Annotated in this window: 21 protein-coding genes, 1 pseudogene and 1 riboswitch; of the genes and pseudogenes, 11 read left to right on the top strand and 11 right to left on the bottom strand. The window is 54.2% G+C overall.

Going from position 1 to position 26,704, the window contains the following annotated elements; genetic code table 11:
* The first annotated feature begins 46 nt into the window (after window positions 1-46).
* Genes pqqB through pqqF form a run of 5 tightly spaced genes read left to right on the top strand, consistent with a single transcriptional unit; the run spans window position 47 to window position 5,429 of the window.
* A complete protein-coding gene (gene pqqB / locus ACSEMK_RS03195) occupies window positions 47-964 on the top strand; it encodes a pyrroloquinoline quinone biosynthesis protein PqqB (RefSeq protein ID WP_213316115.1) in 918 nt (305 codons plus the stop codon).
* A 2-nt stretch (window positions 965-966) separates the two neighbouring features.
* Window positions 967-1,722 (top strand): pyrroloquinoline-quinone synthase PqqC, encoded by a 756-nt coding sequence (gene pqqC, locus ACSEMK_RS03190; protein WP_087859619.1) that lies wholly within the window; start codon window positions 967-969, stop codon window positions 1,720-1,722.
* A 2-nt stretch (window positions 1,723-1,724) separates the two neighbouring features.
* A complete protein-coding gene (gene pqqD, locus ACSEMK_RS03185; protein WP_113373333.1) occupies window positions 1,725-2,003 on the top strand; it encodes a pyrroloquinoline quinone biosynthesis peptide chaperone PqqD in 279 nt (92 codons plus the stop codon).
* Window positions 1,990-3,132: a pyrroloquinoline quinone biosynthesis protein PqqE gene (gene pqqE / locus ACSEMK_RS03180; RefSeq protein ID WP_435336312.1), complete on the top strand. Its 1,143-nt coding sequence runs from the start codon at window positions 1,990-1,992 to the stop codon at window positions 3,130-3,132. Before pqqD ends, pqqE begins: the two co-directional genes overlap by 14 nt.
* Complete coding sequence (pqqF, locus tag ACSEMK_RS03175; protein WP_435336311.1) at window positions 3,132-5,429, top strand: pyrroloquinoline quinone biosynthesis protein PqqF; 2,298 nt, start codon at window positions 3,132-3,134, stop codon at window positions 5,427-5,429. Before pqqE ends, pqqF begins: the two co-directional genes overlap by 1 nt.
* A 5-nt stretch (window positions 5,430-5,434) precedes the next feature.
* Here pqqF and mrdA read toward each other — a convergent pair whose 3' ends face one another.
* Both mrdA and ACSEMK_RS03165 read right to left on the bottom strand, forming a co-directional pair.
* Entirely contained in the window at window positions 5,435-7,354 is a 1,920-nt protein-coding gene (gene mrdA / locus ACSEMK_RS03170; protein WP_430915114.1) for a penicillin-binding protein 2, read from the bottom strand.
* 186 nt (window positions 7,355-7,540) lie between these two features.
* A complete protein-coding gene (locus ACSEMK_RS03165) occupies window positions 7,541-8,173 on the bottom strand; it encodes a LysE family translocator (RefSeq protein WP_087859615.1) in 633 nt (210 codons plus the stop codon).
* A gap of 17 nt (window positions 8,174-8,190) precedes the next feature.
* Window positions 8,191-8,270: riboswitch (ZMP/ZTP riboswitch) on the bottom strand.
* Between the two features lie 363 nt (window positions 8,271-8,633).
* On the opposite strand from ACSEMK_RS03165, the gene katG reads away from it, so the two are divergent.
* Entirely contained in the window at window positions 8,634-10,811 is a 2,178-nt protein-coding gene (gene katG, locus ACSEMK_RS03160; RefSeq protein WP_087859614.1) for a catalase/peroxidase HPI, read from the top strand.
* A 76-nt stretch (window positions 10,812-10,887) separates the two neighbouring features.
* On the opposite strand, the gene zapE is transcribed toward katG, so the two are convergent.
* Together zapE and ACSEMK_RS03150 are read right to left on the bottom strand one after the other, a co-directional pair.
* Complete coding sequence (gene zapE, locus ACSEMK_RS03155) at window positions 10,888-11,910, bottom strand: cell division protein ZapE (protein ID WP_213316118.1); 1,023 nt, start codon at window positions 11,908-11,910, stop codon at window positions 10,888-10,890.
* The gene (locus ACSEMK_RS03150) at window positions 11,894-12,502 is read right to left on the bottom strand and encodes a TetR/AcrR family transcriptional regulator (RefSeq protein ID WP_087859612.1); all 609 of its coding nucleotides are present in this window, start codon (window positions 12,500-12,502) and stop codon (window positions 11,894-11,896) included. Before ACSEMK_RS03150 ends, zapE begins: the two co-directional genes overlap by 17 nt.
* 168 nt (window positions 12,503-12,670) lie before the next feature.
* On the opposite strand from ACSEMK_RS03150, the gene ACSEMK_RS03145 reads away from it, so the two are divergent.
* Complete coding sequence (locus ACSEMK_RS03145) at window positions 12,671-13,540, top strand: arginase family protein (RefSeq protein WP_430915219.1); 870 nt, start codon at window positions 12,671-12,673, stop codon at window positions 13,538-13,540.
* A gap of 98 nt (window positions 13,541-13,638) precedes the next feature.
* Here ACSEMK_RS03145 and mgtU read toward each other — a convergent pair whose 3' ends face one another.
* From mgtU to mgtA, 3 genes are read right to left on the bottom strand one after another with little or no spacing between them, the layout of a single operon-like run.
* Window positions 13,639-13,725, bottom strand: coding sequence for a magnesium transporter protection protein MgtU (mgtU, locus tag ACSEMK_RS03140; RefSeq protein ID WP_257880777.1), 87 nt, complete (start codon window positions 13,723-13,725; stop codon window positions 13,639-13,641).
* An 11-nt stretch (window positions 13,726-13,736) separates the two neighbouring features.
* A complete protein-coding gene (gene mgtR, locus ACSEMK_RS03135; RefSeq protein WP_020078726.1) occupies window positions 13,737-13,829 on the bottom strand; it encodes a protein MgtR in 93 nt (30 codons plus the stop codon).
* 20 nt (window positions 13,830-13,849) lie between these two features.
* Window positions 13,850-16,582 (bottom strand): magnesium-translocating P-type ATPase, encoded by a 2,733-nt coding sequence (gene mgtA, locus ACSEMK_RS03130; protein WP_435336310.1) that lies wholly within the window; start codon window positions 16,580-16,582, stop codon window positions 13,850-13,852.
* Between the two features lie 687 nt (window positions 16,583-17,269).
* Here mgtA and ACSEMK_RS03125 point away from each other — a divergent pair.
* Window positions 17,270-18,391, top strand: coding sequence for a polysaccharide pyruvyl transferase family protein (locus tag ACSEMK_RS03125; protein ID WP_430915112.1), 1,122 nt, complete (start codon window positions 17,270-17,272; stop codon window positions 18,389-18,391).
* Between the two features lie 39 nt (window positions 18,392-18,430).
* Here ACSEMK_RS03125 and ACSEMK_RS03120 read toward each other — a convergent pair whose 3' ends face one another.
* Window positions 18,431-18,949, bottom strand: coding sequence for an anti-virulence regulator CigR family protein (locus ACSEMK_RS03120; RefSeq protein WP_087859608.1), 519 nt, complete (start codon window positions 18,947-18,949; stop codon window positions 18,431-18,433).
* A 272-nt stretch (window positions 18,950-19,221) separates the two neighbouring features.
* On the opposite strand from ACSEMK_RS03120, the gene ACSEMK_RS03115 reads away from it, so the two are divergent.
* The gene (locus tag ACSEMK_RS03115) at window positions 19,222-20,628 is read left to right on the top strand and encodes an MFS transporter (protein ID WP_430915111.1); all 1,407 of its coding nucleotides are present in this window, start codon (window positions 19,222-19,224) and stop codon (window positions 20,626-20,628) included.
* On the opposite strand, the gene ACSEMK_RS03110 is transcribed toward ACSEMK_RS03115, so the two are convergent.
* Window positions 20,625-20,825, bottom strand: a complete 201-nt coding sequence (locus ACSEMK_RS03110; protein ID WP_316423944.1) for a hypothetical protein — start codon at window positions 20,823-20,825, stop codon at window positions 20,625-20,627. The genes ACSEMK_RS03115 and ACSEMK_RS03110 overlap by 4 nt on opposite strands.
* Here ACSEMK_RS03110 and ACSEMK_RS03105 point away from each other — a divergent pair.
* Window positions 20,758-21,486 (top strand): annotated as a pseudogene (locus ACSEMK_RS03105) (substrate binding domain-containing protein); the annotation flags it as partial. The gene ACSEMK_RS03110 and the pseudogene ACSEMK_RS03105 overlap by 68 nt on opposite strands.
* Here ACSEMK_RS03105 and ACSEMK_RS03100 read toward each other — a convergent pair.
* The gene (locus ACSEMK_RS03100) at window positions 21,483-22,379 is read right to left on the bottom strand and encodes a LysR family transcriptional regulator (RefSeq protein ID WP_087859606.1); all 897 of its coding nucleotides are present in this window, start codon (window positions 22,377-22,379) and stop codon (window positions 21,483-21,485) included. The pseudogene ACSEMK_RS03105 and the gene ACSEMK_RS03100 overlap by 4 nt on opposite strands.
* Before the next feature lie 161 nt (window positions 22,380-22,540).
* On the bottom strand, window positions 22,541-24,841 hold the full coding sequence (locus ACSEMK_RS03095) for an FdhF/YdeP family oxidoreductase (protein WP_430915110.1): 2,301 nt from the start codon (window positions 24,839-24,841) through the stop codon (window positions 22,541-22,543).
* Between the two features lie 453 nt (window positions 24,842-25,294).
* Between ACSEMK_RS03095 and ACSEMK_RS03090 the strand changes: the two genes are divergently transcribed.
* On the top strand, window positions 25,295-26,704 hold the full coding sequence (locus tag ACSEMK_RS03090) for a cytochrome ubiquinol oxidase subunit I (RefSeq protein ID WP_015366505.1): 1,410 nt from the start codon (window positions 25,295-25,297) through the stop codon (window positions 26,702-26,704).

Here is a 26,704-nt window from a genome sequence, read left to right as displayed (position 1 = left end):
CCCGCCGTCCGTGCGGGCATTTTGTTTTTTTATCTGGTCCGTCTTCATGTTTATAAAAGTCCTCGGCTCCGCCGCTGGCGGAGGCTTTCCCCAGTGGAATTGTAACTGCGCCAACTGTCAGGGTCTGCGCAATGGCACGATTCAGGCCACCGCCCGTACTCAATCTTCCATTATCGTGAGTGATAACGGTAAAGAGTGGGTGCTGTGTAACGCCTCTCCCGATATCAGCCAGCAGATTGCCCATACGCCAGAGTTAAATAAACAAGGCGTTCTGCGCGGCACGCATATTGGCGGCATTATCCTTACCGATAGCCAGATTGACCATACTACTGGACTACTGAGCCTGCGCGAAGGCTGCCCCCATCAGGTCTGGTGCACGCCGGAGGTACATGAGGATCTCAGCACGGGTTTTCCCATTTTTACCATGTTACGGCACTGGAACGGCGGCCTGATTCACCATCCTGTGACCCCGTTGAATCGCTTTACCGTTGACGCCTGTCCCGACCTGCAGTTTACCGCCGTCCCCATCGCCAGCAATGCGCCGCCCTACTCGCCGTTTCGCGATCGCCCGCTGCCGGGCCATAACGTGGCGCTGTTTATCGAAAACCGCCGTAACGGCCAGACGGTGTTCTATGCGCCGGGGCTTGGCGAACCGGACGAAGCGCTCCTGCCGTGGCTGAAAAAAGCGGACTGCCTGCTGATTGACGGCACCGTCTGGCAGGATGACGAACTGCAGGCTGCCGGCGTCGGGCGCAATACCGGTCGTGATATGGGCCACCTGGCGCTTGGCGATGAACACGGCATGATGGCGCTGCTGGCCTCACTCCCGGCAAAGCGCAAAATTCTGATTCATATTAATAACACTAATCCGATCCTTAACGAGCAATCGCCGCAGCGCAAGGCCCTGACGCAACAGGGAATTGAGGTGAGCTGGGACGGGATGCCTATCACGCTTCAGGACTAACTATGCAGATACGCGAAACCCTATCGCCACAAGCGTTTGAACAAGCGCTACGGGAAAAAGGCGCCTACTACCATATCCATCATCCGTACCATATTGCGATGCATAACGGCGAGGCCAGCCGCGAACAAATCCAGGGCTGGGTGGCGAACCGTTTTTACTACCAGACCAATATCCCGCTAAAAGACGCGGCGATTATGGCGAACTGCCCCGATCCACAAACCCGACGCAAATGGGTGCAGCGGATCCTCGACCACGATGGCAGTAATGGCCAGGAAGGCGGTATTGAAGCCTGGCTGCAGTTAGGCGAAGCCGTGGGTCTAAGCCGCGATGAGTTACTCAGCGAGCGCCACGTGCTGCCCGGCGTGCGTTTTGCCGTCGACGCCTACGTCAATTTCGCCCGCCGTGCCAACTGGCAGGAGGCGGCATGCAGTTCACTGACCGAACTGTTTGCCCCGCAAATCCATCAGTCGCGCCTCGATAGCTGGCCGCAGCACTATCCATGGATCAAAGAAGAAGGCTATTTCTACTTCCGCAGCCGCTTAAGCCAGGCCAATCGCGACGTTGAACATGGACTGGAACTGGCGAAGATCTACTGCGATAGCGCGGAAAAGCAGAACCGGATGCTGGAGATCCTGCAATTTAAGCTCGACATTCTGTGGTCGATGCTGGATGCAATGACCATGGCTTACGCGTTGCAGCGCCCTCCCTATCATACGGTCACCGACAAGGCGGCCTGGCACACAACTCGACTGGTATAACTATGCAAAAGAGCGCAATCATTGCCTTTCGTCGCGGCTACCGTCTACAGTGGGAAGCCGCTCAGAATAGCCACGTGATCCTCTATCCGGAAGGAATGGCGAAACTGAATGAAACCGCCGCTGCGATCCTCGAACTGGTCGATGGTCAACGCGACGCGGCAAAAATAATCGCCGAACTCAACGCCCGTTTCCCGGAAGCGGGCGGCGTCGATGACGACGTCATCGAATTCCTGCAGATAGCTTACCAACAGAAGTGGATTATCTTCCGTGAGCCAGAATAAACCCGCCGTTAATCCGCCGCTGTGGCTACTGGCGGAGCTGACCTATCGCTGTCCGTTGCAGTGCCCCTACTGTTCTAACCCGCTGGACTTTGCTCAGCAGGAGAAAGAACTCACCACCGAACAGTGGATTGAGGTCTTTCGCCAGGCGCGGGCCATGGGTAGCGTGCAGATGGGGTTCTCCGGCGGCGAACCGCTGACGCGTAAAGATCTGCCGGAGCTTATACGCGCCGCGCGCGACCTCGGTTTTTACACCAATCTGATTACGTCAGGCATTGGGCTCACCGAGAGCAAACTCGACGCCTTCAGCGAGGCCGGGCTGGATCATATCCAGATTAGCTTCCAGGCCAGCGATGAAGTGCTTAACGCGGCGCTGGCGGGCAACAAAAAAGCGTTCCAGCAGAAGCTGGCGATGGCGAAAGCGGTAAAAGCACGCGACTACCCGATGGTGCTGAACTTTGTCCTGCATCGCCACAACATCGACCAGATCGATAAAATCATCGAGCTGTGTATCGTGCTGGAAGCGGATGACGTTGAGCTCGCCACCTGCCAGTTTTACGGCTGGGCGTTCCTCAATCGTCAAGGGTTACTGCCGACCCGCGAACAGATCGCCCGTGCTGAACAGGTCGTTGCTGATTACCGACACAAAATGGCGGCTAACGGTAATCTGACCAATCTTCTTTTTGTCACCCCGGACTACTACGAAGAACGACCCAAAGGCTGTATGGGCGGCTGGGGCTCGATATTCCTCAGCGTAACCCCGGAAGGCACCGCACTGCCGTGCCACAGCGCTCGCCAGTTACCGGTCGAGTTCCCGTCGGTGCTGGAACAGAGTCTGGAATCGATCTGGTATGACTCATTTGGCTTCAACCGCTACCGCGGCTTTGACTGGATGCCGGAGCCGTGCCGTTCCTGTGATGAAAAAGAGAAAGATTTCGGCGGCTGCCGCTGTCAGGCCTTTATGCTGACCGGCAATGCCGATAACGCTGACCCGGTGTGCAGCAAATCGCCGCACCATCATAAAATCCTCGAAGCGCGGCGCGAAGCGGCCTGTAGCGACATCAAAATCAGCCAGCTGCAGTTCCGTAACCGCACCCGTTCACAGCTGATTTATAAAACCCGGGAATTGTGATGACCACCGCCACCCGCATCGTGGAACTGGCAGGCGGGATTCGCGCAACGCTGGTTCATCAGCCGCAGGCAACGCGTGCGGCGGCGTTGGTTAAGGTGGGCGCCGGAAGCCATCACGAAACCGATGCCCTGCCGGGGCTGGCCCATTTACTGGAACATTTGCTGTTTCGCGGCAGCCAGCGCTATCACGATGATGAGCGATTAATGGCGTGGATCCAACGCCAGGGCGGCAGCGTCAACGCCACCACCCTTGCCCGTCACAGCGCCTATTTCTTCGAGGTCGCCCCCAATAGTCTGGCCGAGGGCATCACCCGTCTACGGGATACGCTCCAGGCGCCGCTGCTGTCGCCTGAAGATATCCGTCAGGAACTGGCGGTCATCGATGCGGAAAACCGGCTTATCCAGCAGCACGATCCCTCCCGCCGTGAAGCCGCGGCCCGTCACGCGATGGCGGCGCCCGCGGCTTTTCGCCGTTTTCAGGTCGGCAGCATGGATTCTCTGGGCGGAAACTTGCCTGCGCTGCAGAGCGCGCTCGGCGAGTTTCATCAGCGCTATTATGTCGCCAGCCATCTGCAGCTATGGCTTCAGGGGCCGCAGTCGCTTGATGAATTAGCCAAATTGGCCCATTTTTTTGCCGCGGGGTTCCCTGGCGGCCTGCCGCCGGAAAGCCCGTCGTCTGCGTATTTTAGCAATAATGTGGATTTTCAACTGGCCGTTGAAGACAAACCGGCGGTATGGCGTTGTCCGCTGATCGAAATAAGTGACAATGTCACTACTTTTCGCGAATTCTTACTGGATGAAGCGCCCGGCAGCCTGCTGGCCGGGCTACGTGAATGCGGGCTCGCGGACGATGTCGCGCTGAACTGGCTTTACCAGGATGAACGCGTCGGCTGGCTGGCGCTGGTATTCAGCAGCGACCATCCCGACGCCATCAATCAGCATCTCGAGCGATGGCTGCAGGCATTGCGCCATACCTCGCCTGAACAGCAGTTGCACTATTACAGGCTGGCACAGCGGCGTTTTAACGCACTCACCCCGCTTGAACAGTTACGTCAGCGGGCATTGGGTTTTGCGCCCGATTCCCCGCCCGTCGACTTTGCCCGTTTCTGCGCCAGCTTGCTGGCGGCGCCAGCCTCTTCGCTGGTGTGCCGCAAAATAGCGGCTGGCGATCGCGTGGCAACCCAGGGCTTTACCTTGCCGCTCGGCCGCAGGCAGCCACGGACAGTCGTGATTGATCCGCTGGCATTTAGCTTCTATCCGCAGGCGGCGACCGCTGATGCACCTGACCTGCCGCCAACGACCAGCCCGCTGCTGCACGTCATTGCAGATAATCAAACGCCAACGCTGATCGTTCGCAAACCTTTCTATAGCGTGATTAGCCAGGCGCAGGGTATGGCGATAAGCCAGCAGCTCCGCCCCTTGCTCGCGCAACTTCGCCATACAGGCGGCAGCGGCGAGTGGCAAACGGTGGACGGCAACTGGCAGCTTACTCTACAGCTACCTGAATCCGGCGGCGTAGCGGAGCGCGTCGTCACCGCGCTCATGCGCCGATTATCTCAACCCGCGCCGGGGACGGTGGTCGCACCTGAAACCATCGCCATTCGCCAGCTACTGCAACAATTACCTGAACAATTGGCTATCGCTCCGCCGCAGGAGGGTTGGCTGGCGGCGATGGTAGGCGGCAGCGGCAAACTGGCGCGGCAGGTTGCCCGTCTGTTGAGCTTGCTCAACGCCCCGGTCAACGCCGAGCTTCGCTCTTCGGCAGGCTGTCGCCGCGGTATTCAGCGTATTCCTCACGCCAGCTCTGATAGCGCGCTTCTGGTTTTTATTCCATTGCCTGAGGGGGCATCACTGGCCGCGCTGCAACTGCTGGCGCTACTTTGCGAGCCGCAATGCTTCCAGCGTCTGCGGGTCGAACAGCAGATTGGCTACGTGGTGAGCTGCCGTTATCAGCGGATCGCCGATCGCGATGGCCTGCTGCTGGCGCTGCAATCGCCCGACCGTTCCGCCGGTAATCTACTACGCTGCTGTAAAACCTTTCTTCGCCAGTTAACGCTGTGTGGGCAAGCCGAGTTCAGCCAGTTACAACACCAGCTGGCTGAGCAGAACGGTCAGGAGCAGGACGCCAGCGCCACCGCACTCTCCGCCCTGCGCCAGCACTATCATCTCCCGGTAGCCACGCCGCAGAACGTTAACGACCTGCGGCTGGACGAGGTCATCACGCTATGGCGTGAGATAACTCGCCGTCGCCGCAGCTGGCGAATCCTGTATAGCGCGCCGACGACGTCCGCCACTTAAAGTGGTTACTGCGCATCGGCGCTTTCGACCTGCGGAACGTTACTTTGCGCGCTATCCGCAGCCGGCGCATTCGCCGGGTCGAAGATATGGTCGAGAATCGCTCGCGCCGTCGGGCCGGCGACAACGCCATCGCCGCCGCCATTTTCGAGAATGAGCGCCATCGCCACTTTCGGATGCTGATACGGTGCAAACAGGGTATAAAAAATGTGGTCACGCAGACGTACCGGGATCATTTTGGCATTGTAGGTCTGGTTCTCCTTCAGACTAAACACCTGCGAGGTCCCGGACTTCGCCGCAATCTGGTACGGCGCGGTATGAAACAGCTTATATCCCGTTCCGTTCGGCAGGTTCGCCATCCCATACATACCATTGCGGACAATCCCCCAGTATGGCGATTTCGGGTCGCCGACCTGCGGTAAATTGGCCGGCTGCTGGAAGCGTTCGACCTTATTCCCCTGCTTCATTGAATACAAAAGATGCGGGTTTTGTACCTTGCCGTTGTTGATTAGGGTGGTCAGCGCTTTCACCATTTGAATAGGAGTGGCGATCCAGTAGCCCTGGCCGATACCGACGGAAATCGTATCGCCCTGATACCACGGTTTTTTATGGACCCGCTGTTTCCATTCGCGGCTCGGCAAAACCCCGGCGTATTCTTCATTGAGATCGATTCCGGTCGATTGTCCGTAGCCGAACTTACTCAACCACTCGTGTATGCGATCGATGCCCATTTCAAAAGCGACCTGGTAGAAGAACGTATCCGCCGACTCTTCAATCGCTTTGGTCACGTTCAACATGCCGTGCCCCGTTTTTAACCAGTCGCGATAGCGGCGCTGAGTACCGGGTAACGTCCAGGTCGGTGCGCCAAAGAAGGTGGTATTTGGCGTGATCACCCCGGCAGAAAGGGCTGAGAGCGCCATATACGGCTTGACCGTAGAAGCCGGGGGATACAAGCCCTGAGTGACGCGGTTAATGAGCGGGCGATCCTGGTTATCGAGCAGTGATTTGTAAGCCTGGTAACCAATCCCCTTAACGAAGGGATTAGGGTCATAGCTGGGGCTGGAGACCATCGCCAGTACGCCGCCATCGCGCGGATCGACGGCCACGACCGCGGCGCGCTGGCCCTTCAGGACCGACTCAATATACTGCTGCAAATGCAGGTCGAGCGTCAGATAGATATTTTTGCCGGCGACCGGCGGGACTTCTTTCAACAGGCGAACAACGCGGCCATGATTGTCTACCTCGACTTCCTGATAACCAGTGGTGCCGTGTAGTTCTTTTTCGTAATAGCCTTCAATTCCCTGTTTGCCGATATTGCGGTCAGCCGCGTAGTTTTCTGCTTCGCCGTTTTTCGCCAGCCGTTGCAAATCGTTATCGTTAATTTTAGAAACGTAACCGACGACGTGCGCCAGTTCCGCGCCATAAGGATAACTTCGCTGCTGGTAGCTCTCGACGGTGACGCCAGGAAAACGGAATTCGTTGACCGCGAAGCGCGCCACTTCCACATCGGTAAGATCGGATTTCAGCGTCACTTCTTTATAGCGGCTATTGTGGTGCATATCGTCGCGGAAACTGGCGATATCATCCGCCGTCAGGTCGACAATCGGGCTTAACGCCTGGAGCAGCACCGACATATCGGCAATCTTGCTGGGGATCACCTGCAGGCGATACAGGGTAATATTTTGCACCAGCGGAATACCGTTGCGGTCGAAAATCAGCCCCCGGCTTGGCGCGATCGGCAGCATTTTAATGTCGTTTTGATTGGAACGAGTCTGATAAAAATCGTGCTGCTCTACCTGGAGATGGTAGAGATTGAAAATCAACACGCCAAAGCAAACCACCACCAACAGGAAAGCAATAACGGCGCGGCGGATAAACAGCATCTCTTCTGCCGAGTGGTCGCGGATCTCATCTCTCAATAGGGGCATTGGCGGCAATTTACCTGCGTCACTGGAAAGCACAAAAAATAAAGGCGGGGAAGAATAGCTTTATTGACGCATTAGCCCTACAGAAAGGTTGCTAATGAACTGGCAGAAATGTATCAGTATGTTAGAACGTGAGATGCCTTTCTCCGGTTGAGAAAGGCATAAGCATGCGGGGTTTGCCAGCAACGGTTATTTTCTGGCCTCAAAAGCTATTTTCACGGCCATTCCGGCAAGTACCGTCGCCATCAGCCAACGTTGAAATTGTTGCCAGCCCGGCCGCCGCCCAAGAAAAAGCGCCACCTGCCCGGCCAGCATAATAATAAGTCCGTTTACCGCCACGCTTATTAGCGCCTGGGTGCAGCCTAGTATGAGCGACTGACTCAGCACGCTGCCGAGTCCGGGGGTGATAAACTGCGGCAGCAAAGACAAATACATAATAGCCACTTTAGGATTCGCCAGGCTGGTAAGAAAGCCCATCAGAAACAGCTTACGCCCGCTATCTGCCGGTAAGTCGCGTACCGCGAAAATCGGCCGCCCGCCGGGTTTAATCGCCTGCCACGCTAAATAGAGTAAATAAGCCACTCCGCAAATTCGCAACGCATCGTAGGCATAGGGTACGGCGAAAACCAGCGCGGTTATGCCAAAAGCGGCGCACAGCATATAACAGAAAAATCCCACCGCAACGCCAGCAAGAGATATAAAGCCGGCGCGTTTTCCCTGGCAAATCGACCGTGAAGTGAGGTACATCATGTTGGGGCCAGGCGTTAACACCAACCCCAACGCCACCGCGGCAAAAGCCGATAATGAAGCTAATTCAGGCATAACTTATCTCCAGATAGGGGTAATGCCCAGGCGCGCGGCGTACTTGACCATGCTCCCCAACAGTATTCTGTCTTTAGCGCCAGTCACATGGTGTCTAAGTATTAGCTTATTCCCGTTCGGTCGACAACCATTTCGCCCTTCCCGACCGTTTGGGTTTACCGGCGTTTTCGGCACGCCGCTTGACTGGCAACGCTAATCCTTTCATCGCAGTAAAATTGTCATATCTCAAACAATTAGCGATCCGTAGCGGTTAACGCATCATAACGTTTCCTTTACCGCTGCGTTACGACTATGTTTAAAGGTGTGGTTTTGAATTTCGCCGATTACACACAATAAAACGCTGGTTTTATTTATGTTTGTTGAACGGTAAAAGCTATTAAATCCGTAGACTCATTCAAATATCGCTTATTGGTAGCAGTGTATATCGTAATGGCATTCACAAAAGCAAACGGAGCCTGATATGAGCACGTCAAATGATCCCACTAACAACCCATCCGCAGGGAAATGCCCTTTCCACGCCGAGACGCCGAAGCAAAGCGCCGGCAGCGGTACCGCTAACCGTGATTGGTGGCCCAACCAACTTCGTGTTGACCTGCTGAATCAGCACTCCAACCGTTCTAACCCGCTGGGTGAAAACTTCAACTATCGGGAAGAGTTTAAAAAGCTCGACTACTCCGCATTAAAAGCCGACCTTCGCGCACTGCTGACCGACTCCCAGGAGTGGTGGCCCGCCGATTGGGGTAGCTACATTGGCCTGTTTATTCGCATGGCGTGGCACGGCGCGGGGACCTACCGTACCGTTGATGGCCGCGGCGGCGCGGGTCGCGGGCAGCAGCGTTTCGCTCCGCTTAACTCCTGGCCGGATAACGTCAGCCTTGATAAAGCCCGTCGCCTGCTGTGGCCGGTAAAACAAAAATACGGTCAGAAAATTTCCTGGGCCGACCTGTATATGCTGGCGGGTAACGTCGCATTAGAAAACGCCGGCTTCCGTACCTTCGGTTTCGGCGCAGGCCGCGAAGACGTGTGGGAACCAGACCTCGACGTTGACTGGGGCGATGAAAAAGAGTGGTTGAAGCACCGCCACCCGGAAAGCCTGGAAAAACAAGCGCTGGGCGCCACCGAAATGGGTCTGATCTATGTCAACCCGGAAGGCCCTAACGCCAGCGGCGATCCGCTTTCCGCCGCGGCAGCCATTCGTGCCACCTTCGGCAATATGGCGATGGACGATGAAGAAATCGTCGCGCTGATCGCCGGCGGCCATACGCTGGGTAAAACGCACGGCGCCGCACCGGCAAGCCACGTTGGCCCAGAACCAGAAGCCGCCCCGCTGGAATCTCAGGGTCTCGGCTGGAGCAGTACTTACGGCAGCGGTGTAGGCGCGGACGCTATCACTTCGGGTCTGGAAGTGGTATGGACGCAAACCCCGACCCAATGGAGCAACTACTTCTTCGAGAACCTGTTCAAATATGAATGGGTGCAGACGCGCAGCCCGGCGGGCGCAATTCAGTTTGAAGCGAAAGATGCGCCGGAGATTATTCCCGATCCGTTTGATCCGAATAAAAAACGTAAACCGACGATGCTGGTAACGGACCTGACGCTGCGCTTCGACCCGGAATTCGGCAAAATCTCACGCCGTTTCCTGAACGATCCGCAGGCCTTCAACGAAGCCTTCGCACGTGCCTGGTTTAAGCTGATTCACCGTGATATGGGGCCAAAATCCCGTTATCTCGGCCCGGAAGTGCCAAAAGAAGATCTGATTTGGCAGGATCCATTACCGGCACCGACACATAACCCAACCGCCTCCGATATCGCCACATTGAAAACGGCCATTGCGGATTCAGGCCTGTCGGTTAGCGAACTGGTCTCCGTTGCCTGGGCTTCCGCCTCAACCTTCCGCGGCGGTGACAAGCGCGGCGGCGCTAACGGCGCGCGTCTGGCCCTGCTGCCACAGAGAGAATGGCCGGTAAATGCCATTGCCAGCAAAGTGCTGCCAACGCTACAGGCAATCCAGAAAGCATCCGGTAAAGCTTCGTTGGCGGATATCATTGTTCTGGCGGGCGTCGTGGGAGTTGAGCAAGCCGCTGCCGCTGCCGGCGTTCGCGTAAACGTGCCATTCGCGCCGGGTCGCGTTGATGCGCGCCAGGATCAGACCGATGTTGAAGCAATGGATCTGCTGCAGCCGCTGGCCGACGGTTTCCGTAATTACCGTCGCATCGAAGGCGGAGTGTCGACGGAAACGCTGCTGATCGATAAGGCGCAGCAGCTCACCCTGACGGCGCCGGAAATGACGGCGCTGGTCGGCGGCCTGCGCGTGTTGGGCGCTAACTTCGATGGCAGCCAACATGGCGTCTTCACCGATCGCGTCGGCGTCCTCAGCACTGATTTCTTCGTCAACCTGCTGGATATGGGCACGGTCTGGAAAGCCGCTGATGATCAGGCGGAGCTGTTTACCGGTCGCGACCGTAAGAGCGGCGAAGAGAAATATACCGCCACTCGCGTCGATCTGGTGTTCGGTTCTAACTCGGTCCTGCGCGCGTTGGCCGAAGTCTATGCCTGCGCCGATGCGCAACAGAAATTCGTCACGGATTTCGTTGCCGCGTGGACGAAAGTGATGAATCTGGACCGCTTCGATCTGTAATTCCCCTGCCCGCCGGTGAATAACCAGCGGCAGGTTACTCGGTTAAAGCGCCGCTCATTATCGAGAGGCGCTTTTTTTATGCTTCCCGCGCGAGCTGCTGTAACCGACTAAAGGTGCGTTGAATATCATCCAGCTCCACATCCGCCACCAGTGTTTCCAGCCCGCAATCGGTAATTAATATTAAGCGGCACTGCTTTTCATACAAGATATCCACCACGTTGATAAAACGCTGCTGCGCTGCAGGGCTAACTCGCCCCAACGGTGGAACATTCTCGACGAGCCAGTTCTTATGCTGCTCACATAGCGTCAGGTAATCCATGACCGAGGTAGGCGCAAGGCAGAGCTGGTCGAAAGTGAAATGTAAAAAAGCGCTGCCTTGCGATGCCGTTTGCAAGGTCCGGTAACCCACCTCCAGAGTCTGCGCCTGCTGGGCAATATCCGGCAATCCGAGCGCCGCGCGGGTGCTGAGAGTTGGCTGTTCCAGCAGCTTCCCCCGGCAGAAATCATTCTCCAGCGAGGTATGTCGCTCGCGATAATCCTGTTCGCCGTTTAGCGCCGTTACCCTCATATGGTGTTTAATGAGGTTAATGGAAGGCAAAAAGCGTTCGTGATAAAGCGGATTCGCCAGCAAACGGTCGGGCGGATAATTGGAAGTCGCTAATAAGACGATATTTCGCGCGAACAAATGCTCCAGTAGCACCTTTATCAACATCGCATCAGCCGGGTCATGAAGATGAAACTCATCAAAACAGAGCAGACGACAGTTGTCGGTCATTTGCGCGACGACTTGCGGCAATCGCGGCGCCGAAGGGGCGTTCAGCCGCTGATGGAGCTCGCGGAAAAAGTGATGAAAATGCACCCGCCGCTTTTCACGCAGCGGCAAGCTGGCAAAGAAACTATCGAGAATAAAGCTCTTCCCGCGCCCGGTTCGCCCCCAGACGTACAATCCTTGTATTGCCGTTTGCTGCCGGAATAACTGCTGGCTCAGCGTTTGCAAGTTGGCGACCAACGCGAGCTGGTCGGCATCAAGGGTGAGATTTTCTTTTGCCGCCCGTTGGGCCATCACGGCGCTAAAACAGAAATCAGCGTACTGTGGCATGCGATTCACTGGCGCTATTTTTATCGAGAATGGCCGCCATGACGTTGTCAAAATGCGGCAGATCCGTAGCCACGCTAAATGCGGGATTCATCGCTTTACGGCCAATCAGGCCATCGATGAACGCAAAGATGGTGAGCGTTGCTTCTTCGACATTAACGTGTGGGCTGAGCTCGCCTGCGGCAATTCCTTGAGCAATAATCTGTGCCATTCCGTCGCGCATAACCCTGTCGCTTTTGACGAAAATCTGCCGCAGCGCCGGCTTTCTTGCCGATTCCGCAATAATTTCCACCCACAGCTGATGCGAAGAGGGATACCCCACTTCTTCTATACAGGAAACGGCTAAGGCGCAAATCTGCGCAAAATGGGAACCTTCGAAGCGCTCCTGATGCTTAGCTAATGCCGATTTTTGCTCTTCAAGGATAATCGCCTCAATGAGTTCATCTTTGCCTTTGAAGTAGGTGTACATCGCGCCGAGGCTAATACCTGCGCGCAGTGCAATTTCGCGCACGCTGGTTCCATTAAATCCTTTTTCGGCAAAGCACGCCGCCGCGGCGACAATCAGCTTATGGTACGTTTCTGAATTATTTAACATTTCAACTACCTCCGGCGATGGGCAATTCTACCTGCTTCAACCGCTTTTTGGCTAGCAACCTAATGTTAGGGTAAATAACCATTTTTACTTGCCATCACCGACTGTGCGCTTCATTATAAATGAATGAACGTTCGTTCATTTACCATGATAAATATGAGGAGAACCATGATGCCAAATACCCAAGCCAGTCTGCGTTTACTTTTCCCGCAGTGGCAAGGCGGTAACAATCCGCCCTACTTTTTCGGTTCGCAGCTACTGGCCTGGCTGGCGCCCCCAGCGCAAGGCGTCGTTCTGGAAATCAGCGTACCTGAACCCACAGACGCTGAACTGGCGAATGAAGAAGGTATTGTCGGCCGCCGGGCGATCGTTGAACAGTTGCATGAGGCACAAGACAAAATCACGCGAAATCAGCCAGAGACCATCGTCACCTTAGGGGGCGATTGCCTGGTCTCTCTGGCTCCTTTTGCCTGGCTTGCGGAAAAATATGGCGATAAATTGGGGGTGTTATGGATTGATTCTCACCCTGACGTCATGACGCCCCAGCAGTACCCACATGCCCATGCCCACGTTCTTGGGGCGTTAATGGGCAATGGCGACGTGGAACTAACCCAGGTGGTCAGAAAGCCCTTATCGCCTGGCAAAGCCCTTATTGCCGGGATCCATAGCCCGCTGGATGTTGAAAGGCAGTTTATCAGCGAACACGGTATTACGACCTTGAGCCCGGCAGAACTACGCCAACATCCTCAAGCAATAGACGAGTGGATTGCGCGGGAAGGTATTGAGTACCTTGCCGTCCATCTCGATCTGGATGTCCTCGACCCGGCCCTGTTTCGCGCGGTGCTGTTTGCCCGACCGGGGCGCGGCGTACACGATTTTGGCGACGTCGCAGAAGGGAAACTAACAATTGACGAAGTGGTTAACCTTATCCACAAGGCCGCCGTGCAGGCCAAACCGGTGGGGCTCACCGTCGCCGAACACTTGCCCTGGGATGCCTTAAACCTGAAGAATATGCTCGAAGCTCTACCATTATTGAGCTAATCGTCGTGGGAAGTGTCTTTTGCCATGTTGCAGGCGCCAGAGCGAATACCGAAGGGACGTTACATCATGCCCGGAGCAATAATGCCCCGGGCCTTAAACTACCTAATCCAGACGGTGAGTAAGACTATCACCACCATCATCAACACAGCCTGGATAAAGATTGGGTCTAACGACGTTTTGCGCATAGTCCCCTCCGCTATTCAAAGATTTGCCGTATCGCCAGCGCCAGTACCAGCAAACCGGCCAGTAAAAACATCCAGGCGATGAGATCCTCCGGTGAACGATTCATCGTCATCCTCCTTTTTGTCATCAGAACCACTGGCCGAAGCGCTTGATATAGAAACGTTTCATACCCTGCGCCACCAGGCAGTAGCTCAGCAGCGTGGAAACCAACCACGGGAAATAACTTAGCGGCAGCGGCTCAAGCCCCACCATGGCGCCAAGCGGCGAGAATGGGATATAAATGCCGATGGCCATAATAGCGGCGGTGGTGAGCAATACCGGGAGCGTCGCGCGGCTTTGGATGAACGGTATTTTCTGCGTCCTCAACATATGCACCACCAGCGTCTGCGACAGCAGCCCTTCGATAAACCAGCCGGACTGGAACAGCGCCTGCGCCTCAACATGATTGGCGGCGAAGACATACCACATCAGAGCAAAGGTGGTGATATCGAATATCGACGATGTGGGGCCAATCCACAGCATAAAGCGGCCAATGTTCTTCGCATCCCACTTGCGCGGTTTACGCAAAAACTCCTTATCCATTTTGTCCCACGGCAGCGACAGCTGTGAGATGTCGTACATCAGATTCTGGATCAGCAGATGAATAGCAAGCATCGGCAGGAACGGGATAAAGGCGCTGGCGACTAACACCGAAAACACGTTGCCGAAGTTGGAGCTGGCGGTCATGTTCAGGTATTTAATAATGTTGCCAAAGGTCTCACGTCCTTTAATAACGCCCTCTTCCAGCACCATCAGGTCTTTTTCCAGCAGAATAATATCCGATGACTCCTTCGCGATATCCGCCGCGCTATCGACGGAAATACCCACATCGGCATCGCGCAGCGCCGGGGCGTCGTTAATGCCATCGCCCAGAAAACCAACGGTATGGCCATTTTTCTGTAGCATCTGCAGAATGCGCGACTTCTGCAGCGGCGTCAGTTTGGCGAACACCGCGCGTTTCTCCACCTCCTGCTGAAGCTGACGGTCAGTCATTGACTCAACCTGTTGGCCGGTGAGAATGTCGTGCGCATCAATACCCACTTCAAGACAAATCCGCGCCGTTACGACCGGGTTATCACCGGTAAGCACCTTAACCGCGACACCGTTATCACGCAGTGCGGTAATGGCTTTGACCGCGCTTTCCTTCGGCGGGTCGAGGAACGTCAACATGCCTTCGACAGTGAGCCCCTGTTCATCGGCGGCAGTGAGCGGAACGCTTAGCGCGGCATCATCCAGCTTGCGGGTAGCGACCAGCAATACCCGGAAGCCCTGAGCGTTATAATCTTCGGTTTTCGTCAGCAGTAGTTCCCGGCGCAGCGCGTCCAGTTCAACGACCTTGTCGCCCTCACGGATATGGGTCGCGGCTTCGAGCATCTCTTCAACCGCCCCTTTGCAAATCAGGCTCTTATCGCCATAGCGGCTATCTTCCACCGAGACCGATACGCGGCGGCGAACAAAATCGAACGGCAGTTCATCGAGCTTCACAAAGCGCTCTTTTTCCGTCGGCGCCAGCCGTCCTTCTCCATAACGAAGCACGGCTCTATCCATCAGATTGCGCGCCCCGCTTTGGCTGCTGCTATTCAGCCACGCCAGCATTAATACCCGATTGCTTTCCGCGCCGCCGACGTCGAGATGATGCTCAAGGATGATATTATCCTGGGTCAGAGTGCCGGTTTTATCCGTACACAGCACATCCATTGCGCCGAAGTTTTGAATGGCATTGAGACGCTTAACGATCACTTTGCGTCGCGACATGGCGATCGCGCCCTTCGCCAGATTCGAACTGACGATCATGGGTAACATTTCCGGCGTTAAACCGACCGCCACCGCCAGGGCGAAAAGCGAGGCTTCCACCCAATCACCTTTACTGAAGCCGTTAATCAACAACACGATCGGTACCATGATCAGCATGAAGCGAATTAACAACCAGCTGACGCTATTCACGCCGCGATCGAAGGCGGTCTGCGTACGGGTGCCGACGATCGATTTTGCCAGTGAGCCAAACCAGGTTCGGTCGCCGGTCGCCACCACTACCGCCTGCGCTCTACCGCTGGTGACGTTCGTCCCCATCAGACAGATATTACCCATCTCTAACAGACTGTTATTTTTATCCGGCGTCGGTAAACGATCGCTGCATTTACCCGACACGCTGGCCATGAGATCATATTTTTCTACCGGTAGTGATTCACCGCTAAGAATAGACTGACTGACAAAGAGGTCCCGTGATTCCAGCAGACGAACATCTGCCGGCACCAGATCGCCTGCGGCAAGAAATATAATATCTCCCGGCACCAGCTCTTCTATGGGTATTTCCTCCTGGCTGGAGCCAATATTGCCCGGCCCGCGGCGCAGTACCGTTGCGGTGGTACGGACCATGGATTTCAGCGCCTGCGCGGCTTTGTTGGTCCTGAACTCCTGCCAGAAGCGTAATAAACCGCTCAAACTTACCATCGTCAGGATAATAATGACGCCGGTAAGATCGGTCTCTTCACCGTTACTCAGCGGTAGCCAGTAATCGGTAATAAAACTGACCGCCGCCAGCGCCATCAGCACGTAAATAAACGGGTTATTAAATGCCTGCAGTAATTGAATAAAAAACGGCGGCGCGGTTTCTCGTGCCACTTCGTTACGGCCATAGTCTTCCAGCCGCTCCAGCGCATCGGCGGTCGTCAGCCCCTGCCGACTGCTATTTAAACGCGCCAACGTGTGATCCGGGCTATTAAAGGCCTCCGTTTCAATCGCAAAGCTCTTTTTATGCTGCTTATCATTTTCTGACGCAGACCGGTTGGTATTCCGGTTTTCTAATTTCATGTCAGTCATGATTCATCCCCAAATTTAGATGTGGTTGTCCCTGCATAAATAAATCATGCATAGCTAGATATTATTTTTTTCACACTCACCAATTCCGCGCAGTAAATATCCCTACGTAGTTTGCTAAACCGCAGTGAGATAGCCTTAAGGGCCTGAGTGAGCGTGTATTACCGCGTCAAAGGCGGAGGGAACAGCGCGTAGAAAAATAATAGCATGGTGAATTACCTCGCAAAAAAGCGAATTCCAGTTCTCAGGAGGCAATCAGGGTCGGGAAAGGATTGCTGCCTGCCGGTTGGCAAACAGCGCAGAGTAGATAGCGTCAGTTTGCCTTGATGTTTAAATAAGGGTGACTGTCCAACATATCTCTCCTGTGTAAAGTTGTGCTTAGTATAGACGTGACTTGCAAGGAGTAAAGTGCCGCAAGCCCGTCAGTGAGGTTTGGTTTAGATTCGGGTTCGTTCAAAGCCTCTCGTTGGAGGGGGCACAGCGCGCATTCAGCCGACGCCTCACGCGTCCGGCCGCCAGCATGCTGCAGTCATTGTGAACATTGTGCCACCCACATCACCAAATCAGACTACATACCTATACGATAAACGTTATTTATATTAACATCTTAAATATTCGCATTATTTATTTATCTGTACGAAATACCATCATAATTTAAGCAAATTTACACAACTACATAAAGGAAACGGTATGAGCAAGAGAGTTTATTTGGTTTCATGTTCCGGAAGACCAAATTATGGCGATGAATTAATCACCGCCACTTGGCTATCTTTCCTTTATAAAAATTATCCACAGTATGAAGTTTGGCTTGATACCCCTGAACCGGGTAACGTGCAATCGTTGTTTATGAAATATCACCCAAATTTCAAAGCCATTAATACTCTGTGGAAAATATGCTGGCGTTCCGTCAACGATCTTAAGGATATAAATCATAAAACCGCCAGTCTTATTAAGGATTATGGTTCTCCTGATATTGACCTGAATATCGATATTTTACGCTCGGCTGATATTGTTCACATTCTCGGCGGCGGCTATATCAATGCCAACTGGAAGGAAAACTATGCCATCCTGTTCGCTTGCCAGGCGTTAAAACAGGTCTCTCATGCTAAAACGATTGCTACCGGCATCAGCATTTACCCGCACGAAGAGTTCCTTGCCGCTGAAATTTTTAACGATGCGATAACCTCTTTTGATTACTTTTCCGTTCGCGATCCTGCTACTGCCAGTCGATTTGCGGTTGAAAATACTCAGGACGATGTGTTCCTGGGTTATGACCTGGATGTGGTATACAAAAACGATAGCCCCGATCTGCCGGATATTTTATGCTGCATTCAGAATGAACTCTCTGAAGACGATATATTTCGAAAACTTGTTTCCCAGGTTGCCGATTACCTTCAGCAACAGCATCAATGCGGCAAGAAAATAGGTTATATAGAAGCTATTCCAGGCGCCGACAACACGGCATTTGTCGAACTGCAGAAGGCCATCCCTGATATTGATTTTTATCCTTTCTCGCATGTCTGGCATGGAGGTATCCCGGTTCAGGCTGATGGTGAGATGATTAGTACCCGTTTTCATCACCATCTGGTAGGCGCTTGCCTTGGGATTAAAGGCACCGCACTTAATATTGATAGTGAATATTATAAGAACAAGCACGAATCGTTGAACCTGCTGGGCACCGGCTGGAATGTGCAATCGGCAGACACCCTTGCTGGTAATTTACACTCAACTATCAATGACGATTTTCAAGCGCAACTCAGTAATATTGCCTCTGCCAAGTCAAAAAAGGCTTTGGCGCTGTATCAGGAATAACGGCACTCCAGTCCCCCGGCAACGCCGGGGGCTTCAGGTTTAATCAAATACGCTATTAATAATCGCGGTGACCACAGCGGTACTCAGCGCAATCAATACCAGATCGTCACCAACGACCCGCCACTCATAGCCAGGATAATAAGGTAATTGGTTGAGCATCGAGGCGGGCACCGCTTTTTTAGCGATGCCCGGAGGTAATGGTTTTCCTCGTGCAAGATTTTTCGCAATCCCCGGAGGCAGCGCCTGATAGCCGGTTAAACCATAGTTCACCGCCAGCGCGCGAGCAGTGGTATAGCTGATATCACTGTTGACGTGATCCGGTTTGCCGTAGTTCTTACGTTGTCCCTTGCCTGCGGCGTTATCGCTTTGGCTGGCGCTATGGCCATTGTTGCCTTTGTCTCCATGGTTGCCGTTATTACCACTATTACCATGGTTGCCGCTATTACCATGACCACCGTTGCCATTACCGTTTCCGGGATTAGCAAGCGCCGGTGCCGCGGCCATTGTTAGCGACAGCACCATAGCCAATGTCGCTTTCACTACCTGACGCTTTAACATGATCTTTTCCTTTAAATGCACAGAGTACACGCTGCAAATGTAGGTGATATTCGCCAACGATACCATTTCACTTATTCTGATTTCTATCGCCGGTCGTTTACTTCAATTCCGCCGTGACTCCAGGCAAAAAACCAGCATATTCGCCATCCATAAACGCATTAAGCATGATTTCTGACTGTTAAATCGTGATGCCGCTAACAATTAAAAATTTAAAACCATTAACAACCAATTAACATTAGCAGGCAAACATTTCTCCTGAGGAAAATAATAATATGTCTACCACCCAGGTTCTCGGCGAGGCCTCCTTTAGCTCGCCAGGACAACATCCCGACAGCTTAACCGCGCGTATCGACGCTTTGCCCTCCTCGCCCGGTCTTTGGTCTTTTATCACCCTGCTGGCATTAGGCGGTTTTTTCGAACTCTACGACCTGTTCCAGACCGGTTATATCAGCACTGGCCTGCTAGCCGAGAATATTTTTCATACCGGAAAAGACGGGGTATTCGGTATTGCCGATCAGGCAGCCTTCGCTTCCTCGACCTTTATGGGGTTGTTTATCGGCGCCAGTCTGCTCGCGCCGCTCGCGGACAGGCTCGGACGCCGCCTGACCTTTATGTTCGCGCTGGCATGGTATGGCATCTTTTCGCTGATTATGGCGCTACAAAATAGCGCTGAAGGGGTCATTTTCTTTCGTTTCCTGGTCGGGGTCGGCCTGGGGATTGAACTGGTAACAATTGATACTTATCTCAGTGAGTGGATGCCGACGCATTTACGTAATAAAGCCTTCGCCTACGCCTTCTTTATTCAGTTTCTCTCGGTCCCGACGGTCGCGCTGATGTCCTGGCTACTGGTGCCAATGACCATCCTCGGCCTGAGCGGCTGGCGTTGGGTGATTATTCTTGGCGCCCTGTGTTCATTGGTCATTTGGGTCATCCGTAAAAAGCTGCCGGAATCCGCCCGCTGGCTGGAAAGCAAAGGCCGCCACGATGACGCGCACCGGGTGATGTGTGAAATGGAAAAGCGCTGCGGTTTATCGCCTTCCCGACGCCCTGCCACGTCGGCGGTAGCGGCGCCGCAGCGCGGTAATTTTAAAGAAATTTGGGCGCCGCAGTACCGGCAACGCACTCTAATGTTAATGGTGATGAACTTTTTCCAGGCCATCGGCTTCTTTGGTTTCGGTAACTGGCTGCCCGCGCTGCTTTCCGGCCAGGGCGCCAGCATTACCCACAGCCTGCTGTACGCCTTCTTTATCACCCTTGCCTATCCGCTTGGTTGCCTGTTCTGCACTCGTTTTGTCCATCGTTTTGAAAACAAATGGCAAATTGTCCTGTCAGCGCTGATGACGGTGATCTTCGGCACACTGTTCGCTTTACAAAATAACCCAGTACTGCTGGTTATCTGCGGCTTTATGATCACCTGGTCTAATGCCTGGCTCACCATCAGTTATCACGCGTATCAGGCCGAAGTGTTCCCGACCCACATCCGCGCTCGGGCGGTAGGTTTTTGCTACTCCTTTAGCCGTCTGTCTACCGCGGTCACCAGTATTATGATTGGTGTGATCCTGCAATATGCCGGTACCCCGGGAGTAATTAGCTTTATCGTCGCCAGTATGTTGATGGTCATGTTGTCGGTAGGCGTGTTTGGGCCAAGAACCCGGGGAATTCGCCTGGAGAATATTTAAACCTCACTAACGCCGCCGGGCGCCCGTTCGGCGGCGTTGCGTACGAGTATTTTTTCTTGATAGCGCAGTAAACATGGCAGCAGCAAGGCGCTAACTCCGCTAGATGCAATCAAGCCAGTAGACGCCTGCCGACTCATCTCGCCATCGGCCAGCCACAGTGAGCAGAGCATAAAAGCAAGCGCGGTACTGAATGACATGAAACCGCCTTGCAGTCAACAGCAGGCCGATCCTGAAGGACTGTTGCGCTTATGTCTGCCCAACGAGATAGGACCGACGATTTTTGGCCCCCTGCTGGCGCAGTTCGCCATGCGTTATCCCAACATTGAAGTAAGCTGTGTGGTCAGCCTTGCCGGAGCCGACGCGCTTAAAGAGGATATTGACATTGCCGTCGCCATCGTTCGTGGCAAGATGGATGATGCCAGCTATATCGCCAGGCCGTTAGCGACATTTCCCTGCTGTGTTGTCGCAGCACCTTCTCTGTTAGAAAAATACGGCCAACCAGTACGTTGCGAGCAGCTTGCCTCGCTTCCCTGTATCACCACCGTCAGCGCGCTGAAGGGGCAAGCCTGGCAATTCATCACCGCACGGAACGTGTTTAAAAAAGTGAACGTCCAGGCCCACTTTCGGGTGAATAGCGGAGAGATCGCCCTTCATGCCGCCGTCGCTGGCGTGGGTTTCGCCATCCTTGCTGAACAGGCTTGCCGCCCGTTTATCGCCTCAGGTCAATTAAAGGTGATTGAACTGGAGCTACCGCCGGCGCCGCTACATCTCGTGGCGCTGTATTGCGAACGCCATTTTTTACCCGCCAGATCTCGCGTCTGGCTCGATTTCATGCAACAACATTTTGCCGCCGATTAAGTGTGCGGCGTTTCGCTAAAGATCGCCTGTGCATCGGCGAAACATTTTTCCGCCAGCGACGACACCGGCTCCTGATTGCGCATGATGAGGGCAAGCGTGGAATCTACTTCGGTTTCCGCGATGGGAATAATCGCCAGATTGTCGCTCAGCGCTTCCAGGCCGTTATTGAGCGGCATGATGGCGCAACAGATCCCGGCCTGTACCGCCTGGATTATCTGAAATGTCGAATCGCTTTCAAAGACATATTTCGGCGTTAGCCCTTTGGCTTTGAAGCTCATTTCGATCGATTCACGATAATACATTCCCTTGGTAAGGAAACCGAGCGGTAGCCCCGCTAATGTCTCCCACTCGGGTATGCCTGCGTCAAACTGGAAATGGCGACTGTCATGCAGCAGGCCCATTCGCGTTTTCGGCAGCCAGGTGACGTTAAATAATTCGCTATCGACGTGGTGCAAATAGCAGATGCCAAGATCGAGCTGGTTACGGCTGACGCCGTCAATAATTTGCTCAGAAGTCATCGACAGCAGACTGAACTGCAGTTCTGGGTATTTTTCCGCCAGCGGTTTGATCAATTGCATCGGGTTCAGGCTGGCTAACGGCACCATGCCTACGCGTAACTGACCCACCATCTGGCCGCGACAAATCGCCGCTTCAGCCGCCAGGCCGTCGTGCGCAGCCAGTAGCGCCCGCGCCCAGGCGAGGATGCGTTCCCCTTCAGGGGTGAAGCCTTCGAAGCGTTGGCCGCGCTGAATCAGCGTGAGATTAAGTTCGTCTTCCAGGTTGCGAATGCGCATTGAAAGCGTCGGTTGGGTGATATGGCAGGCCGCCGCGGCCTGGCCGAAATGGCGCGTCTGATCGAGCGCGATCAGATATTTCAGCTGTTTAATGTCCATCTTAACTTCCAGAATAGTGACGTCCGCTGGTCATTCGTGGACGCGATGCAGAACACAGCTGCGATAAGATATGTTATTTAAATGTTACTTGCGGTAGGGGCTTATTTCAAGATGCCATTTGCCAGTGGCCCGGTCTTAGGCCACTGGCAACATTCAGCAAATTAACGCAGACCGGGGACGGCGCGCACCTCTTTAGAACGCAGCGTCAGGCGGATAGGAACTGACTTGTACGACGGCGTTCCGCTCTCTTCATCGATGTAATCCAGCGGCACCAACACGTTGGCTTCCGGATAATAAGCGCCCACGGTGCCCGGCGCGATGCTATAAGCAACCACGGTGATATCCTCAAGGCGCAGGTCGCTATTAGGGAGCGCGGTGAAAATGTCGACACGGTCGCCATGCTCCAGCCCCTGCTCGGCCATATCCTGCTCATTCATAAACAGCACATCGCGGCGGCCAAACACCCCGCGATAGCGATCGTCCATCGCGTAAATCGTGGTGTTGTACTGATCGTGACTGCGCAGCGTAACCAGGCGCATCACGTCGTCGCCATCAACGCGGGTGTTCTCGTGGACGCCTTTGAACACCGAGAACATCGCTTTGCCGGTCGGCGTCGGCCAGATCCGCTCGGTTGGCGGCAGCGGCATACGAAAACCGCCCGGATGACGAATACGTTCGTTATAATCCTCGAACCCGGGGATAGTCTGCTCGATGAGATCGCGAATGCGGTCGTAATCAGCCACCAGCGATAACCAGTCGATCTTGCTGTTCGGCAGCGTCGCCGACGCCATCCCGGCGACAATAGCCGGTTCCGAGCGCAGTCGGTCAGAGGCCGGTTTCAGTTTACCTGATGAGGCGTGGACCATCGACATCGAGTCTTCTACGGTGATTGACTGGCGTCCGCTCTCCTGCATATCGAGTTCGGTGCGGCCCAGACAAGGCAGAATAAAGGTCTCTTTGGCTACCAGCAGATGCGAACGGTTCAGTTTGGTGCCGATGTGCACGCTAAGATCCAGCCCACGCATCGCCGGGAACGCCCGCTCATGATCCGGCATCGCCACCGCAAAATTACCGCCAAGGCAGATCAGCGCTTTCGCTTCACCGGCAACCATCGCCTGCAGGGCTTTTACCGCATCATGGCCATGTCCGCGCGGTGCGACAAAGCCGAACACGCTTTCAAGATTATTCAGAAAATCGGCACTCGGTTTTTCGGTAATACCAACGGTACGGTTGCCCTGAACGTTAGAGTGACCGCGCAGCGGGCAGATCCCGGCCCCCGGTTTGCCGATATTGCCGCGCATCAGCAGAAGGTCGGCGATCAATCGGACGTTAGAGGTGCCTTTGTTATGCTGGGTGATCCCCATGCCATAGGTCACGATAGTGGCGTTGGATTTGGCGTAGGCAACGGCAACGCGCTGCAGATCGTCACGAGTTAATCCGGACTCATGCTCAATTTCCGGCCAACTAGTCTGACGTAAATCTTCGGCAAAAGCGTCGAAGCCGAGGGTGTGCTCGTTAATAAACGTCTGGTCCAGCACCTGGCCCTGGTCCGCTTCAATCTCCAGTAACGCCTTAGCGATCCCTTTCAGCGCCGCGGCATCGCCGCCCGCTCTCACCTGGAAATAGGTTGAGGCGATATTCGTCGAGCTGTAGGTCGCCATTTCAATAACGTTCTGTGGGTCGGCAAAACGTTCCAGCGCCCTTTCACGTAGCGGGTTAAAGACGATAATCGGCACACCGCGGCGAGACAGTTCATGCAACGTGCCCATCATGCGCGGATGGTTGGTTCCGGGGTTGTGACCGATGGAAATAACCAGTTCCGTTTTGTCAAAGTCATCCAAAGACACCGTGCCTTTACCGATACCGATCGATTGCGGCAGACCGACGCTGGTCGCCTCGTGGCACATATTGGAGCAGTCCGGGAAGTTATTGGTGCCGAACTCGCGGGCGTAAAGCTGGAACAGATATGCCGCTTCGTTAGAGGCGCGCCCGGAGGTATAGAACTCAACTTCATCGGGCTGCGTGCCCTGTAATACTTCGCCAATGCGGGAAAACGCGCTTTCCCAGGAGACCGGGCGCAGCGTGTCGCTTTCGCGATCGTAAGACAAGGGATGGGTAATACGTCCGTAACCTTCCAGTTCAAAGTCGCTTTTCGCCAGCAGCGAGGTCACGGTATTGGCAGCGAGGAACTCTGGCGTCACGCGTTTGCTGGTGGCTTCCCAGGTAACCGCCTTCGCGCCGTTTTCACAAAACTGGAAGGTTGATTTATGTTCTTTATCCGGCCAGGCGCAGCCGGGGCAGTCAAAACCGTCAGGCTGGTTGGTACGCAGCAGCGTGACCGGGGCGTCAAGCGCGTCCATTTGCGTACGCACGGCGATGGCGGTCGCTTTTAACGCCCCCCATCCACCCGCTGGGCCATCATAGGGATGAACACCGGGGACAGCGCGTTTTTTCTTATTCATATGAACTCCTGAATACTCTCTTCAGCTAACGGATGTTATTAACAACATTGGTCACGGTTTTTTGCAGCGATGTTAAATAACCACAGTAATTAAGCGGGAAATACCACATTTCATTTTCCAATGAATAGCAAATGACAGGGTTAACTTGTTGTTTTTAATCTTTAACTAAATGTCTGGTTAAAATGAAATGAGCAATTTTGTTCGTTAACTAAATAATAACATGTCATTTCGTGTTGTATAATAGATGTTATCTATCGGGTGTTAAATTTAACCTATTTGATAATTAAAGAATTAATTTTAAACTTTATTATCAAGGGCATTAACATATTTCAATGCCCGGCAACGCCGTAATTTAATTGTCATTAACAGGAGGCTTTACGCAGGTAAAGCCGTATCCGCTATGCAGAAAATATTCCATAAATACAATGAAGTAATGTCGTACAGGGGTGAGCCATGTTCGGATTAGATGCCTTTTATTTAGCCCGGATACAGTTTGCATTTACTGTATCTTTCCACATCATTTTCCCCGCTATTACCATTGGTCTCGCCAGCTACCTTGCGGTACTGGAAGGCCTGTGGTTAAAAACAAAAGAGGATACCTACCGCCAGCTCTATCATTTCTGGTCAAAAATATTTGCCGTTAATTTTGGCATGGGCGTCGTTTCCGGCCTGGTGATGGCCTATCAGTTCGGCACCAACTGGAGCGGGTTCTCGCAGTTCGCCGGTAGTATTACCGGACCGCTATTGACCTATGAAGTCCTGACCGCCTTCTTCCTCGAAGCCGGCTTTCTTGGTGTCATGCTGTTCGGCTGGCATCGCGTCGGCCGCGGCCTGCACTTCTTCGCGACCTGTATGGTGGCGCTGGGCACGCTGTTTTCCACCTTCTGGATCCTCGCGTCCAATAGCTGGATGCATACGCCGCAGGGCTACATTATCGAGAATGGCATCGTGGTGCCGGTAGACTGGCTGAAGGTCGTTTTTAACCCTTCATTCCCGTATCGCCTGCTGCACATGTCCACCGCCGCCTTCCTTGCCAGCGCCTTTTTCGTCGGCGCTTCGGCGGCCTGGCATCTGCTGAAGGGCAATGACACGCCGGCAATCCGCAAGATGTTCTCGATGGCGCTGTGGATGGCGCTGATCGTCGCCCCCATTCAGGCGATGATTGGCGATGCGCACGGTCTGAATACGCTCGAACATCAACCGGCAAAAATCGCCGCGATTGAAGGACACTGGGAGAATAAACCGGGTGAGGCCACGCCATTAGTGCTGTTTGGTCTGCCGGATATGGATGAGGAGCGCACCAAATATAAAATTGAGGTTCCCTATCTTGGCAGCATCATCCTGACCCATAGCCTCGATAAACAGGTTCCAGCCTTAAAAAGTTTCCCGAAAGAAGACCGACCAAATTCCACCATTATCTTCTGGTCGTTCAGGGTGATGGCCGGGCTCGGTATGTTAATGGTACTGCTCGGCGTGGTCAGCGCCTGGCTGCGCTGGCGTGGCCGGCTTTACACGTCAAAACCGTTCCTGCGTTTTGCCCTGTTGATGGGCCCTTCCGGGCTGGTCGCGCTACTGGCAGGCTGGTTTACTACTGAGATTGGCCGTCAGCCGTGGGTAGTTTATGGCGTTCAGCGCACCCGGGATGCGGTCTCCGCCCATGGCGATCTGCATATGTCCCTCAGCCTGTTGGCCTTTATCGTGGTCTACGCCTCGGTGTTTGGCGTCGGCTACGTGTATCTGATTCGCCTGATAAAGAAAGGGCCGGAAAGTGCGCACACGCCGGAAGACCCGACTCAGAACCAAACCCCTGCCCGCCCGCTGTCCGCAGTGCGCGAACCTATGAATACCTCAGGGAGAAAATAA

The organism is Klebsiella sp. K-3 (assembly GCF_051207495.1).
In the GTDB taxonomy this organism is placed as follows: domain Bacteria; phylum Pseudomonadota; class Gammaproteobacteria; order Enterobacterales; family Enterobacteriaceae; genus Klebsiella; species Klebsiella aerogenes.
This window is presented reverse-complemented; position numbering and strand designations above follow the sequence as displayed.